Source organism: Shewanella sp. DNRA4, assembly GCF_012843185.1.
GTDB lineage: Bacteria > Pseudomonadota > Gammaproteobacteria > Enterobacterales > Shewanellaceae > Shewanella > Shewanella xiamenensis.
In genome coordinates, this window is sequence record NZ_JABAIP010000009.1 from 168,408 (window position 1) to 184,503 (window position 16,096).

General features: G+C 42.9%; 9 protein-coding genes. 6 read left to right on the plus strand and 3 right to left on the minus strand.

What is annotated here, in order from left to right; genetic code table 11:
* Nucleotides 1–30 precede the first annotated feature (30 nt).
* Nucleotides 31–561 (plus strand): endonuclease SmrB, encoded by a 531-nt coding sequence (gene smrB / locus HG547_RS11620; protein ID WP_041416788.1) that lies wholly within the window; start codon nucleotides 31–33, stop codon nucleotides 559–561.
* Between the two features lie 78 nt (nucleotides 562–639).
* On the opposite strand, the gene sixA is transcribed toward smrB, so the two are convergent.
* Nucleotides 640–1,110: a phosphohistidine phosphatase SixA gene (gene sixA, locus HG547_RS11625; protein ID WP_169547911.1), complete on the minus strand. Its 471-nt coding sequence runs from the start codon at nucleotides 1,108–1,110 to the stop codon at nucleotides 640–642.
* Nucleotides 1,111–1,279: 169 nt separating this feature from the next.
* On the opposite strand from sixA, the gene HG547_RS11630 reads away from it, so the two are divergent.
* The 3 genes from HG547_RS11630 (at nucleotide 1,280) to HG547_RS11640 (ending at nucleotide 9,598) form a co-directional block, all read left to right on the plus strand.
* Nucleotides 1,280–4,069, plus strand: coding sequence for an insulinase family protein (locus HG547_RS11630; RefSeq protein WP_169547912.1), 2,790 nt, complete (start codon nucleotides 1,280–1,282; stop codon nucleotides 4,067–4,069).
* Nucleotides 4,070–4,353: 284 nt separating this feature from the next.
* Nucleotides 4,354–8,637, plus strand: coding sequence for an EAL domain-containing protein (locus HG547_RS11635; RefSeq protein WP_169547913.1), 4,284 nt, complete (start codon nucleotides 4,354–4,356; stop codon nucleotides 8,635–8,637).
* A 109-nt stretch (nucleotides 8,638–8,746) separates the two neighbouring features.
* Complete coding sequence (locus HG547_RS11640; RefSeq protein WP_248278738.1) at nucleotides 8,747–9,598, plus strand: hypothetical protein; 852 nt, start codon at nucleotides 8,747–8,749, stop codon at nucleotides 9,596–9,598.
* Nucleotides 9,599–10,343: 745 nt separating this feature from the next.
* Here HG547_RS11640 and fadJ read toward each other — a convergent pair.
* Entirely contained in the window at nucleotides 10,344–12,461 is a 2,118-nt protein-coding gene (fadJ, locus tag HG547_RS11645; protein ID WP_037420294.1) for a fatty acid oxidation complex subunit alpha FadJ, read from the minus strand.
* Nucleotides 12,462–12,466: 5 nt separating this feature from the next.
* Nucleotides 12,467–13,777, minus strand: coding sequence for an acetyl-CoA C-acyltransferase FadI (fadI, locus tag HG547_RS11650; RefSeq protein WP_169547914.1), 1,311 nt, complete (start codon nucleotides 13,775–13,777; stop codon nucleotides 12,467–12,469).
* A 272-nt stretch (nucleotides 13,778–14,049) separates the two neighbouring features.
* Between fadI and HG547_RS11655 the strand changes: the two genes are divergently transcribed.
* The gene (locus HG547_RS11655; protein WP_099458378.1) at nucleotides 14,050–15,006 is read left to right on the plus strand and encodes a MoxR family ATPase; all 957 of its coding nucleotides are present in this window, start codon (nucleotides 14,050–14,052) and stop codon (nucleotides 15,004–15,006) included.
* A gap of 95 nt (nucleotides 15,007–15,101) precedes the next feature.
* Nucleotides 15,102–16,085 carry a DUF58 domain-containing protein gene (locus HG547_RS11660; protein WP_169547915.1) on the plus strand — a complete coding sequence of 328 codons (984 nt, stop codon included), beginning with the start codon at nucleotides 15,102–15,104 and terminating at the stop codon, nucleotides 16,083–16,085.
* Nucleotides 16,086–16,096: the final 11 nt, after the last annotated feature.

Sequence of the window (16,096 nt, forward strand, 5' to 3'; positions counted from 1 at the left end):
GAAACCATAGGATTCAATAGAATACCCGCCATGAATAAAGACGATGACAAAGAAGGCATGGCGATGTTTTCGGCGCTAATCGAGGGGATAAAACCTATCACCCAAGATAAGCGGCATTTTCGCGCGCCCCTAAAAACCAAACAAGAAATTGAACTAAAAGAGCAGCAGTTGCATGCTAATAGTTATTTCTCAGATACTTATCAACCTTTACTGCCCGTTCAGGGGCCAATGCGTTGGCTCGACGAGGGTGTCGATAGTCTGGAGCTTAAACGCTTAAGACGTGGCGATTATCAGCCGGATTTACTGCTGGACTTACACGGTTATCGCCAGTCGGAAGCCAAACTCGAATTAGCAGCGCTGATCCAAGCCTGTGTAAAACAGCAAAGCCAATGTTGTTGTGTGATGCACGGTTATGGCACGGGCATACTTAAACAACAAGTGCCAATGTGGTTAGTGCAACATCCTATGGTGAAAGCCTTTCACCAAGCGCCCAAAGAATGGGGTGGCGATGCGGCGCTGCTAGTACTTATCGATATTGGCGACCAGCCCCATAGACGTTAAGCTATCCAACTCTATAAAAAAAAGCATACTAAAACAAAGGGCCCACATCTGTGAGCCCTTTGTTTTATATTGAATTTATTAACTAATACTATGGGGAGCATGCTGCCACATAAGAGAGGCTTGCTCGGCATGTTTATCGATTAATGTGATCCCAGAAGTCGCAAATAAGGGCGGTTCAACACCTGCAACTAGCTCACTCACCAAATAACCTAACAGCGGCATATGGGAAATCACCAACACTTTATCGGCTTTGTATAACTCGGCATAAGCCAAAATCAAGGCGGCGACATTGGCAGGATCGCCAGATGGCACGAGATCATCGGCAACCAGCCATTTGCGCGGCTCAGGAAAATGTTGACTCAATGTTTGCCAAGTTTGCTGAGCCCGTAAGTAAGGACTAACCAAAACAAGATCAAAATCGCTGACGCTTCGAGCTAACCAGTTGCTCATTAACACTGTATGGTGTCTTCCAACATCGGTTAACGTTCTATCCCTATCCGACTGAGCATTAAATCCAGCATCACCATGTCGCATCAAAAATAGCTGCATACGTCTCTCGTTACCCATACTTGTTTTTGTTTTATCCCAATTGTAGCCCTAAAATGGATTTCGACAAACCTTGCAAGAGTTAATCTTTAGTCGATAAGCACAAGAGATATTTGCCAAAAACCATTAAGACTATCAATATATAACAAGCCATCGTCATCGGAGTGTCTCTTTGCAAGCCTCTCAGTCTATTTACAAAAGTCCAAACGATCATCGCCAGTACCGTTATCTCGTGTTAGATAATGCGCTGCGGGTATTATTGGTGGAAGATTTGGACGCTAGCCAAGCCGCCGCCTCCATGGCGGTCGCAGTGGGACATTTTGATGATCCTGTGGATAGACCCGGTATGGCGCATTTTTTAGAGCATATGCTCTTTTTAGGCACCGAAAAATTCCCCGACTCAGGCGAATACCACTCATTTATCAATCAGCATGGTGGCAGCAATAATGCTTGGACAGGCACCGAGCATACCAATTTCTTTTTTACCATCAATGCTGATGTTTTCGCCGACTCCTTAGACAGATTTAGCCAATTCTTTATCGCGCCAAAATTTGACTTGGAATTGGTGGATAGAGAACGCCAAGCCATTGAATCTGAATTTAGTTTAAAGCTGAAAGATGATATCCGCCGCAGCTATCAAGTGCTAAAAGAAACCGTCAATCAACAGCATCCATTCTCAAAGTTCTCCGTGGGAAACTTAGTTACTTTAGGAGGAACGCAGGCACAGGTTAGAAGCGAGTTATTGGCGTTTTATCAAACTCACTACAGTGCTAATTTAATGACACTGTGTTTAGTTGCACCTATGTCGTTAGATGCGTTGCAAGCACTTGCAATACAATATTTCAGCGAGATCCGTAACTTAAACTTAGTCAAACAGTATCCTGATGTTCCGCTGTTTTCACAAAATGAACTGCTTAAGCAAATCAATATTGTTCCATTAAAGGAACAAAAACGTTTAAGCATCAGCTTTAATTTCCCAGGCATCGACCACTACTACAAACGTAAACCTCTCACCTACATTAGCCATATTCTCGGTAATGAGAGTAAAGGCAGCCTGTTGTCGTATCTTAAAGAACAAGGTTTAGTGAATAATTTATCGGCAGGTGGCGGTGTCAATGGCTATAACTTCAAGGACTATTGCATTGGCCTGCAGCTCACAGATAAAGGCATGAGCAATATTGAAGACATTGTTTGCAGCTGTTTTGAGTATATTGAGTTAATCAAAACTCAAGGCCTTGAAGACTGGCGCTATTTGGAGCGAGCAAATCTGCTAAAAATGGCATTTCGCTATCAAGAACACGTTAAATCCCTCGATTTGGCCAGCCACTTAAGCATCAATATGCACCACTATGAAGTGGAAGATCTGCTCTTTGGTGATTATCGTATGGATGGTTTAGACGTGCCCGAAACACTCGAGTTATTGGCACTAATGACACCGCAAAACATGCGGTTGCAACTTATTGCACAGTCCGTTAAGAACGACCGTAAAGCTAACTGGTATCACACGCCATACCAAATTTTGCCGATAAAGCCTGAGTCCCTCGCCCGTTGGCAAGTCACTCAGATTCGTCCAGAACTCCAGTTACCTGCTGCCAATCCCTTTATCGTGGCAGACTCTATTGCTCGCCCCGATAAAAGCGAAGTCGCAGTCCCTGTTATCGTTGCGAAATCCACGGGATATCGTATTTGGCATAAAAAAGACGATGAATTTAATGTCCCTAAAGGGCATATGTATTTATCACTCGACTCTGAGCAAGCAAGTAAAACCCCCAAACATGCCGCTCTCACCCGCTTGTATGTCGAGATGTTACTCGATTATCTAACCGAGCCTACTTATCAAGCTGAAGTCGCAGGATTAAGCTACAACATCTATCCACACCAAGGGGGCATAACGCTACATTTATCCGGTTTTACCGGTAATCAAGAGACACTGTTAGCTTTGCTTATCCATAAAGCAAGAGAACGTAATTTTACCGAAGAACGGTTTGCCTTAATCAAGTCTCAGCTGTTACGTAGTTGGCAAAATTTAGCTCAAGCTAAGCCGATTTCACAACTGTTCACCAGCCTGACAGCAACATTACAGAAGCGCAGTTACGAACCAGCCAGAATGGCCCAAGCACTTGAAAATATAACCTTGAATGATCTACATAACCATGTAAGGGCATTTTACGAAAAAATTTATCTAGAAGGATTAATTTACGGCGATTGGTTAGTCTCAGAGGCGCAGGCACTCGGCAAACGTCTGGAGCATATCTTGTCCCTAGTCTCTAGCCCTAGCGCAGAATCCACCCGTGAATTAATTAATTTAACCGGACAAGGCACCCTTTTAAGAGAACTGGCGATAGATCATCAAGACAGCGCCATTATCGTCTATTACCAATCAGCAAGGGCAACGCCAGAAAAAATGGCACTGTTTAGCTTACTCAATCACGCGATGTCCTCAACCTTCTTCCATGAACTGCGTACTGAAAAACAATTAGGCTACATGGTTGGCACAGGTTACCTTCCACTAAATCGCCATCCTGGGCTCATTTTCTATATTCAATCACCCACAACGGGTCCACTGCATTTACTGGAAGCAATCGACGAGTTTATCGCGGACTTTAACTATGCTGTTATGCAAATAACGAATGAAGAATGGGAAAGCACAAAACAAGGACTCATCAACCAGGTAATGGAACATGATGCCAATCTTAAAACTCGTGGCCAACGTTATTGGGTGAGTGTCGGTAATCGAGATTATCAGTTCAATCAACGGGAACTGGTTGTGGCTGAAATCAGCAAGCTCACCCGCCCCGATTTAATCAAGTTTATGATGCAAAAAATGCGCACTAAGCATAGTGATCGCTTAGTGCTTTTTAGTACCGGTTCTGAGCATGTATCTCAATCTGCCCTCAAATCTGACAATATGATTACCGATCTAAAACTGTTCAAACAAAACGCTGAAAAGTTCAATTTTTAACCTAAAAAAAGCTGTTAGATCATTAATCCAGCATTTACTGTAAACAAACAAAACCGCTGCATTCATGCATTTGTGCAGTAGTATCTCTGGTCTTTGTAGTAAAAATTAATGTAAAACATGGCCAATCCGCCCCTTAGATCAAATGCTGCACACTATCTAACGCCATCTGTCTGCAATTTAAAGGAATTTTTACATTCTCACTTTTGACAAAAGCTTCTATTTCTGGAAAAGTGATGTAACACAATTGTTTCATGGCATCCTCGGACAATACTAAGAACAACACTATGCCGAAAATACTCTTAAAGTATCTATTTATTATCAATGTTTTTTTGTTTTGTATGCCCGCTATTAGCCAAGAATTGGTTCATACTTCTTCGTCAATTCCGACCAATCTAAACACAAAATCCTTTAGCGTTGCAGAAGGCTTATCCCAGAGCACTGTCACAGCAATATCTGAAGACCAAGATGGCTATGTTTGGATTGGCACTTTAAATGGTTTGAATCGATTTGATGGCAAAGAATTTAAAAAATATTATTCAAATGATAGTTCAGGATTAAGCAGTTCTTTTATTCAAAGTATCATTTTTGATGGTAAAAGACTACTCATTGGAACAGATAATGGACTTAATATTTATAATGAAGATACTGATAAATTTGAAAAAGTAAAAAACTTAAACATTCCTGTGTGGTCACTTACCCAAGTAAAAAACATCATTATCATTGGTACTGACAAAGAAATAATTGAAATAGATAAAAATACTCTTAGTATAACTAATAGAATCTCAAACAATGAATTTGACAGTATAAAGAAGATTATCAAAATAAATAATGGCTATTTACTAAAAAATCATAATGGCACAACACTTTTATCATATAACAACGAAATAACAAAATTATCTAGCAATGTTATTGACATTGCAAACATCAACAAAACACCTTACATCTTTACAAAAAATGAAATATACAAATATAATGAGTTCAATAAAACACTTGAAAAAATAACAAACATCCATATTGACAACATAGCAATAAACAACGAAAAAATTACCTATTTACAAAAAAACAATATATACCATCTAGATCTATCCTCTCTCACATCAGATTTAATAGGTATTCTTTCACAAACATTATTACAACCTCCTCACTTACTATATCAAGGAGAAAACTACCTTTTCCTAGCAAGTGTTAATCAAGGAATTCAGTTCATTGGAATAAAAGAAAACACTATTTCACATATTGATAGCATCAATGAAAGTGTATGGAATGTTTCATATGATAATGAACGTTATTTAGCTATAGCAACGAATACAAATACTATTAGTATAATTGACACTTTAAGTAAAAAAACAAGTACAATACGAACAAACACAGAAAATATTACCAGCGTTTCAATTAGTGATAATGAAATTTATTTTGGCGGTAAAAACGGTTTATTTTATATCGAACTAAAAGATAAAGTACCAGTTAAATTATCAGATGACGAAATTGTCTCTATTTCCAATATTAAAAACAACAAGATAGTATATGGAACAAATAACTTTGAACTAAAAGAGTTGGATATAAAAAGCAAAAAAACAATCAATACACTTCGTCTTTCTCAAAAAATGCCTATTTTTGAGATAAAGTCTATAGCTAGCGACCATCACATATTAGCAACACAAGCCGGTTTGATAGATATAAAAAATGGACAAGAAAAGTTAATTTTTCCAAATGAAATTGTTTACAGCATCGCGAATAAAAACAATATCACTTATTTTGGAACAAAATCTGCAATCTATACTTATAACCATCAAACTGAAGATATTTCTTTAAGCATAGAGACTAAAAATCCTGTTTACTCAATATCGGTAAATGCTTCGAATGATATTGCAGCATCGTCAATAAAAGAGATTATTATAAAAACTGACAATAGTGTTTACTTCCTTGACACGGATTTTGGAGCTCAAGATGAGTACAATACACAAAGCGCTGTTGCGATAGGCGATTTCTTCTACTTTGGTGGAATAAGTGGATTAAGCCAAGTTAATATCGGTGTAATAGAAAAAAATCTACATAATGACGATATTGAAACTGTCATAAGCGAACTTTATGTTTTTAATGAGGTTCAAAAAGTTGGCAATGGTCGTTTAACCAAAGCAATAGCAAAATCACAAGAAATAGAATTAAAGTATTCTGATTATCCATTTACATTAAAGTTTAACTCTCCTCGTTCTGCCAGTACAAATATTGACTATTACTATCAATTAGATGAATTATCCAATGACTGGATTGCAGACAAAGGAAACAACTCCGCAACCTATACTAACCTTTCCCCAGGAAAATATATTTTTAATGTCTACGGCATAAGTCCTATTACAAAAACACCAGGAAAGATAAAAAGCATCAACATACTTATAACCCCCCCATGGTGGTTATCAATACAGGCAAAATCTGTTTATGCTATTATTTTTATTTTTATTATATGGGGTGTAACAAAATCTATATTGCGCAAACGAGAAGTCCAGCGACAAATAGCTTTAAGTGAGGAGCGCCTAAAGCTTTCTCTCTGGGGAAGTGGCGATGAAATGTGGGACTGGGATATAGAAACGGGTAATATTTTCCGCTCGAATATTTGGGGTGCATTAGAGTTCCCAAGGGATGGCCACCGTTCAGGTAATAATGATGAAGAAAGTAATATTCATCCCATGGATCAGGAGCGCGTCAGAGAAGCACTGAATAAACATTTCTATGGTGAGACAGATCACTTTGAAGCGGCATATAGAGTTAAGGGTAAAGATGATAGTTGGATCTGGATTTTAGATAGTGCCAAAATTGTAGAAAGGGATGATAAAGATAATGCCCTTCGAATGACTGGCACTATTAAAAATATCAGTCAATTTAAACAAAAAGAAGAACAATTAAAACTGTTCGAAAAAGCCATCGAAAATATTTCAGAAGGCATGTTTATTCTCGACAGCGAGTATCGTTTTGTCGAGGTCAACGAAGCATGTTGTAGAATTTCACAGCGAAATCGAACTGATTTTATTGGTAACTTGCTTACCTTTGAGTTATATCCAGAGTCCTTCTCAAATCAGATCCGCAGTATGCTGAAGCAGCAAGGTCGATGGGCGAGTGAAGTCGAAGCTAGTCGTGGTGATAAAAGCCATTTCCATATGGAGCTCACCATAGACGCGATTTACGATGAGTCAGGCGAACTATCACACTATGTAGGTGTTTTCTCCGACATATCGAGACGTAAACAGCAGGAAGAAGAGCTTCGAAAACTCACCAACAATGATTTACTGACTGGCCTGCCAAACCGTTCAAACTTACAAGTCACATTAGGGAACTTAGTCAATAAAGAAATTAATCATGCATTAATGGTACTCGATTTAGATAATTTTAAGCGTATTAATGACTCATTAGGTCATCAAATTGGCGATCAATTACTTAAACTGGTATCTGTCAGAATAAAATCCTCCGTACCGAAAAACACGAGCATCTATCGTTTAGGTGGAGATGAATTTGCCATTGTGCTCGATAAAACCTCTGATATAAGTTCCTGCGCCGCAATTGCGGGACGAATTATAGATGCTTTTAAAGCTGTATATGAAATAGGTAATGAGCAACTTGTTTTGGGTGCAAGTATCGGGATTGTACTTTATCCAGAGGATGAGCAGAGTGAGCAAGCATTACTGAGAAAGGCGGATATTGCCATGTACCATGCAAAATCGGCTGGCGGTAATTGTTACCAATTCTACTCAGAATCTCTTAACCAACATGCGATTAAGCAGTTAGAAATTGAAAATCTTATCAGAGAAGGTTTAAAAGATGATTTATTTGAGGTGTATTACCAGCCTAAAGTTGATCTAAAGCATGGTCATGTTACCGGAATGGAAGCCTTAGTTAGATTAAATCATCCAATCTTAGGACTTATTCCACCGAATGATTTTATTCCTCTTGCAGAAGAAAATGGCCTCATTATTGAAATTGGTGAAATTGTACTCAGAAAAGCCTGTTTTGCCGCCCAAAAATGGCGTGAACTGGGCCTGTTCAAAGGGAGAGTCGCCGTCAATTTATCGTCACGTCAGTTTGCACTACCCGATCTGCAACAACGAATTGAATCTATTTTACGATTAACACAATTGCCAGCAGCACATCTTGAACTCGAAATCACCGAAGGGACGGTGATTAAACAACCGGAAATGGCCATTACCGTTATGCAGCAACTGACGAAAATGGGTGTCAATCTAGCATTAGATGACTTTGGTACTGGCTATTCGTCACTTTCTTACTTAAAACGATTCCCTATCCATACGCTAAAAATCGATAAAGCCTTTGTCGATGATATTGATAAGTCAGATCGTGATTTGAAGATGGTCGATTCTATTATCACCATTGCTCATAATATGGGACTATCCGTGGTTGGAGAAGGTGTTGAACAAGCAGCACAGCTAAATATCCTACGCGCCCTAAACTGTGAAGAAATACAAGGTTATATCTTTAGCAAAGCGATTAATGAGACCGAGTTTACTCAATTGCTGCAAGATGACCGGAGTAAATTCATGCCCCACCACAACATTATTTGATCATCTAATTATCTCTCTGTCGGTAGTTTGAAACATTGGCACAACATCTGCAATTAGATGCCCAGTGTCAAAAAATAAAATATTATCAACTACCCTGAGAGATAAAACGATGAAAGGAATTCTAACTGCAGCATTTCTATCTACTATTGGCTTGGTTTCAAACGCTAATGCACTGGAAGGTGCTCCAAATGTGAAGTTTAAATCTGTTGAACTCGCTGGAGCTCCAAATGTGAAGTTCAAACCTATTGAACTTGATGGTGCCCTCAATTTGAAATTCAAACCTGTTGAACTTGCAGGTGCCCCCAATGTGAAATTCAAGCCTGTTGAACTCGCTGGTGCCCCCAATGTGAAATTCAAGCCTATTGAACTCGCTGGAGCTCCAAATGTGAAGTTCAAGCCTATTGAACTTGCTGGTGCCCCCAATGTGAAATTCAAGCCTGTTGAACTCGCTGGTGCCCCCAATGTGAAATTCAAGCCTGTTGAGCTTGCAGGTGCCCCAAATGTCAAATTCAAGCCTGTTGAACTTGCAGGTGCCCCCAATGTGAAATTCAAGCCTGTTGAACTCACTGGAGCTCCAAATGTGAAATTCAAGCCTATTGAACTTGCTGGTGCCCCCAATGTGAAATTCAAGCCTATTGAACTTGCAGGTGCCCCAAATGTCATATTCAAGCCTGTTGAACTTGCAGGTGCCCCCAATGTGAAATTCAAGCCTGTTGAACTCGCTGGTGCCCCCAATGTGAAATTCAAGCCTATTGAACTCGCTGGAGCTCCAAATGTGAAGTTCAAGCCTATTGAACTTGCTGGTGCCCCCAATGTGAAATTCAAGCCTGTTGAACTCGCTGGTGCCCCCAATGTGAAATTCAAGCCTGTTGAGCTTGCAGGTGCCCCAAATGTCAAATTCAAGCCTGTTCAGCTTGCAGGTGCTCCAAATGTCAAATTCATAAATATTGATCTTGCCTAATCTTCTGAACTAAGGAGAGAGATATGTTAAATTCAATCAAAAAAGCACTTGGTTTCGCAAAGCCTGTTCGTAAAAAAGTAAAATTACCAGAAGGCTTAAACCACCTTGAAGTGATCCCAGCAAAGGGTTGGTGGAATTAATTCCATCTAAATGTGGAAACATTATCGTTTAGATAGTCTAGAGCTACTCAGCTAGCGCGCGGCCTAGACCAATAAAAAAGGAGCATCAAGCTCCTTTTTTATTAGTCACATTTACGACAAATCATATCTATATTAAGCGGTTAGACTTCCGTCAGAACTCTGACACACTCTTCTTAGTGCAATACGCTTATGGGAGGAAAAGAGTGGAAATGCTAAGGGCCCTAGTATAAATCCCATTACAGCCCAATAGCTTACCGTTAACCCAGCTCTAAAAGCCGCAATCCCAAAACACCACGAACAACTCACCGACAAGGCAGCAACTATATAAAACATCAATCCCACAGCAACCTCTTTAATCGACTAAGTCATTATGTGCAAATCAAAAAATAGCAGTTTGCTATACAAATGGACTCCGAGCGAGGCTACTTATAAGCATTAATCAACATCAGATATGCACATACGGTATAACAGCACAACTGCCGTAATAGGACGCCATAATACAAGATCCCCCCAATAAATGTGAACGTTTTTTAGGCAAAACTTAGCCTTGAGGCAATAAAAAAGCGGCATAGCATTGCCGCTTTTTTAACCAAAACATCTAAGTATTAGAAGAAGCGAGCTTTTTCTGCCGCCATCGCCTTAAGGCGTGGGCAAGGCTCAAATCGATCGCCATATTGCGTTTGATAACGTTCAAGTATTTTGACTAAGTTATCCGCGCCTAAAGTATCGATATAATGGAATGGGCCACCTAAGAATGGTGGGAAACCAATACCAAAGATGGCGCCAATATCACCATCGCGCGGTGAGGCAATAATGCCTTCATCTAAGCAGCGCACAGCTTCATTCAGCATTTGCACTACACAGCGTTCCGCTACCGCGCTCATTTCTTTATCGACACCAGGCTTGATGCCTAATACGCCATACACACTTTCATCGACGGCTTTTTTCTTGCTGGCAACACCATACTGATAAAAACCTTTGCCGTTTTTACGGCCCTTTCTATCGTCGCTTAACAGCTTGTCGAAAGCAGCTGGGGCTTTAAAACGTTCGCCAAGCTCTTTTTCAAGAATGGGAGCGATTTTAGCGCCCACATCAATACCGACTTCATCAAGCAAAGTGATAGGGCCAACGGGGAAACCAAACTTCACTAACGCTTTATCGAGATGTTCAACACTTTGCCCTTCTAGCAGCAATTGTGCGGCTTCGTTCATATAAAGCGCGAGGATGCGGTTAACATAAAACCCCGCACCATCTTGTACTACGATTGGTGTTTTACCCTGTTTACGGGCAAAGGCAACCGTGGTGGCAATGGTTTCTGGGGAGGTTTTGGCGTGGGCAATCACTTCCACCAGCGGCATTTTTTCTACTGGCGAGAAGTAATGTAAGCCAATCACATTTTCAGGACGGCTAGCCGCTTGTGCAATTTGACCAATGGGTAACGATGAGGTGTTAGACGCAAAAATCGTGTGCTCACCGCATTCACGCTCAATGTCTTTTACCATTTGATGTTTGAGCGCTAAATCCTCAAATACCGCTTCCACAACGATGTCGGCATCTTTAACGCCTTTATACTCAGTGGTTGTAGTCATCAGCGCCATTAAATTGTCGCGTGCAGCTGGCGTCATATGACGACGTTTAACGCCTTTATCCAATAACTTATAGGCGTAGGAAAGCGCGTTGCTTAAGCCCTTTTCGTTAATGTCTTTTACCCGCGCAGGGATTTTAGCCTTAGTCGTCGTTACCGAAGCAATACCACCGCCCATCAAACCGCCCCCTAAGATCACGGCTTTTTTGACTTTACGTGGCGTAGCCCCTTCGGCGCCGGTTTCTTTCTTCATCTCTGTGGTTGCAAAGAAAATACTGCGCAGCGCTTCAGATTCTTTCGACACCACCAGTTCAGCAAAATGGCTGGCTTCTACCTCAAGCCCTTTTTGCATTCCCTTCGCCATACCTTGACGCACGCAATCAATAATTTTTGCAGGCGCGGGGTAGTTCCCTTGGGTTTTCTTAGCGACTTGCTTAGCGGCTTGATCAAAAATAATGTTGCGACCAAAGCCAGTACCTTCAAGCAATTGGTTTACTAGTGATTTTTTAACTGGCTTAGCTGTTTTTTTACCCGCGAGCGCCATCTCCACTGCGGTTTGCAGTAAAATAGTCTGTGGCACCACATCGTTAACTAAACCCATCTTTAACGCTTGTTTCGGACGAATTTGTTTACCCGTCAACATCATATCTAGCGCAGTGGTGATCCCCACTAAACGAGGCAAACGCTGAGTACCACCACCACCGGGTAATAAACCGAGTTGCACTTCGGGTACGCCCAGCATGGTCTTGCCATCATCACTGCATACACGTTGATGACAGGCAAGCGCAAGCTCTAAACCGCCTCCTAAACAGGCGCCATGAATAGCTGCAACCACAGGGATATTCAAGGCTTCTAACTCGTTAAACACCACATGCCCTTGCTGGGATAAGGCTTTGGCATCGCCCGCCGTTTGGCAAGCATCGAGCATAGAGATATCAGCACCGGCAACAAATGAATCTTTTTTGCCCGAAATCAGCACTAGGCCACGGATACTACTATCACGTTTAATCTCAGACAGGATCTCACTGATCTCAGGGCCAAACTCTGCCTTGAGGGTATTCATGGTTTCGCCGGGTACGTCCATCGTTAGAATGGCGATACCGTCTTCACGGCGGGTTAAATTAAATGTCTTTTCCATCGCCATTACTCCACTTCCACAATCATTGCAGCACCAAGACCACCCGCAGCACAGGCAGTTGCCAGGCCCGTTCCGCCGCCACGACGTTTAAGTTCACGACAAACCTGAGTGATTAAACGCGTACCTGTAGCCGCAAATGGATGGCCATAGGCTAAAGAACCACCGAGCACGTTAAATTTGCTCATATCGATGTCGCCAATGGCGCGGTTGCGGCCAAGTTTTTCTTCGGCAAATTTCTTTGAGGCAAACATCTGCATATTCGCTAGGGTTTGCGCTGCAAAAGCTTCATGCATTTCGATGAGGGTTAAATCCTCTAATTCCATGCCAGCGCGCTTTAATGCCAATGGCGTTGCATAGGATGGGCCCATGAGCATGTCTTGCCATACATCAATGGCGGTAAATGCGTAGCTCTTAATGTAACCAATTGGTTGATAACCTAAAGCTTTAGCACGGCCTTCACTCATCAAAATGATCGCCGAGGCGCCATCGGTCAGCGGCGTACTGTTAGCGGCCGTCACACTGCCATGCTTTTTATCGAAAGCGGGACGCAGTTTGGCGTAAGAGGCTAAATCGGAGTTTTCACGAATATTATTATCGCGCTCAATAAACTGTTTGTAGGGTGGAACATGGGCCACCATCACTTCGTCACGTAAATGGCCTGAAGCCCAAGTTTCACTCGCCAGCGTGTGGGAGCGGTGCGCCAGCGCATCTTGATCGGCGCGGCTAATATTGTAAGTCTTGGCCATTTGCTCTGCGGTTTGTCCCATGGACAATCCAGTTGAATACTCGGCAACGGCAGGTGGTACTGGCAATAAATCTTTAATGCCTAGACGGCGGAAAATCTGTAATTTTTGGCCAAAACTGCGGGCTTTATTCAGATCGACTAAGGCATGGGCGAGCTTTTTAGACACACCAATAGGTAATACAGAAGAAGAGTCGGCACCGCCGGCAATCCCGATGTCGATATTGCCCGTCATAATTGACTCGGCCACATTCACCGCAGATTGAAAACTGGTCGCACAGGCACGGGTCACGCTATAGGCATCGGTTGAGACATTCATACCCGTTCCTAATACGATTTCACGGGCAATATTCGGTGCCGCAGGCATTTGTACCACCTGACCATACACGAGTTGCTCAATCAATTTAGGATCCAGTTCGCTACGAACAAGCAGTTCGTTAACCACCATTTTACCCATATCGAGCGCCGATACTCCGTGGAATGCGGTCGCCTGTTTCGCAAATGGCGTTCTTAAGCCCGCCACAATAGCGATACGCTCACCCTTTGCATTAGTTACCTGTTGTCTATCACTCATTTGTCACCCTCTTTATGTGCGCTATCGCTGAGAGATTTCAGGCGGCGCTATCGATTTCCATGTTTGCCCTGCTGTTTGGCACCAAAAAAGCCTAATAACAGGTCTGACCATTAAAGTGTGATCTGATTCTAACTTCTTGTCAGCAAGTTTTAAACACCTGTTTGTTTTTTTAACACTAGCCAAACCCTTAGGGAATTCTTTACCATATTCGTTGTCTTAAGCCCACACACGTATTTTCAATTGATATTTTCAACCTAAAAACGAGTAGCATCATGCCTTTGAGTCGCTTCCATGCATTACGCACTTACCTAAATAAGGTTGTTTTAGGGCAGCCAGTGCTGACCGAAAATCTGCTCATTGCCCTCATCGCCAATGGCCATTTATTAGTAGAAGGTCCACCAGGACTTGCCAAAACCCGCGCGGTTAAAGCCCTTTGCGACGGAGTTGAAGGCGATTTTCACCGGATCCAATTTACCCCTGACTTGCTGCCTGCCGACTTAACAGGAACGGATATCTATCGCTCCCAAACCGGTACCTTTGAATTTGAAGCTGGTCCAATTTTCCATAACCTGATCCTCGCCGATGAAATCAACCGCGCCCCCGCTAAAGTGCAGTCGGCGTTATTAGAGGCCATGGCGGAAGGTCAAGTGACCGTGGGAAAAAATAGTTATCAATTGCCACCGTTATTTTTAGTGATGGCAACGCAAAACCCCTTGGAAAACGAAGGCACTTATCCGCTGCCCGAAGCTCAGCTCGACCGTTTTTTAATGCACCTGAATTTGGATTACCCAAGTGGCGACACCGAGATCGAAATCTTGCGTCAATCCCGTAAGGAAGCACTCACCCACGAGTTGCCAACCACTGAGCCGATTGCTCAAGCGGATATTTTTGCCGCCCGTGATGAAGCAATGGAAATCTATCTAGCTGAGCCGCTAGAGAAATACATAGTCGAAATTATTATGGCAACCCGCCAACCCGCGCGTTACAGCGACGAACTGACCAAATGGTTAGAGTACGGTGTGAGTCCTCGTGCGACGATTTCGCTTGAACGCTGCGCCCGCGCCAGAGCCTGGTTACACGAGCGCGATTTTGTCTCTCCCGAGGATATTCAAGCTGTTGCGCCCAATGTATTAAGGCACAGACTGCTGCTGAGCTATCAAGCGCAGGCCGAAGGGGTCAGCCGCGACCAAGTGATTAACCATATTTTGACTCAAGTCGCCGTGCCTTAGAACTGAACGCCATAAAACAGTCCCATAGCTATGTGTTCAGGTGGCGAACAAACTAACGTTAAGTTAAATAAATGGCTTTAAATGAGTGACTTTGAATGAATAACAGTGCGCTAAACGCATCCCTATATAATGATGTTGCACAACATGGCTTACCTCTTAATGGTTTGCCCTTGTTTGCCGACGGGTTGCATTTAACCGAGAAGGAACTGCTCGCCTGCCAGACCATAGCTCGGGCGATCCCAGAGCGTCACAGCCGAGCACGCGCCAATCTGGCAGGTCATCGCAGCAGTCTAATCAAAGGCCGCGGGATGGAATTTGCCGAAGTGCGCCATTATCAGCAAGGTGATGATGTCCGCACCATAGATTGGCGCGTCACCGCCCGCACTGGGCAAACCCACACCAAACTCTTTATCGAAGAGCGCGAGCGCCCTATTCTGCTGCTGCTCGATTTAAGCCAGAGTCTGTATTTTGGCTCGAGTTTGCTGTTACAGTCGGTTCAAGCGGGGCATCTGGCTACCACGCTTGGCTGGAACGCAATTAACCACGGCGACCGACTCGGCGCCTTAATCGCCTGCGAATCGGAGCACCTTGAATTAAAACCCCGCAGTCGCCGCCAAGGGATATTGCAGCTCATTTCAGGCCTGCGCCGAGTGCACGAGCAGCAACTCAATCAGCTCGGCAGTCATCCGCGCGATCCTGATCATATCCTGCGCGCCTGCCAGCGGTTACAACGCATCGCTAAACCGGGCTCATTAATTTGGATCATCACCGATGGCAGCCATTTTACGCCGCAATGTATCGCGCCGCTGACAGAACTCAAACGCCACTGTGATATTGGCGCGTATTTGATAACAGACCCTTTGAGGCAAGGTAACCTGAATTTGCCTAAACAGTTCAGTTTACCCGTCCGAGATGGGGAGCAAGACTTAGTGTTGACTCGCCATAGCTATCAGGCGTGGCTTGCGCTGCAACACCAGCAACAGAATGACTTTATTACCATGATGCAAAAGCTTAGGGTACACACCCAATTTATCGATGCAGGCTTACCGCTTGCAGAGCAATTAGCATTACTGCAGTAACCACATGGCAG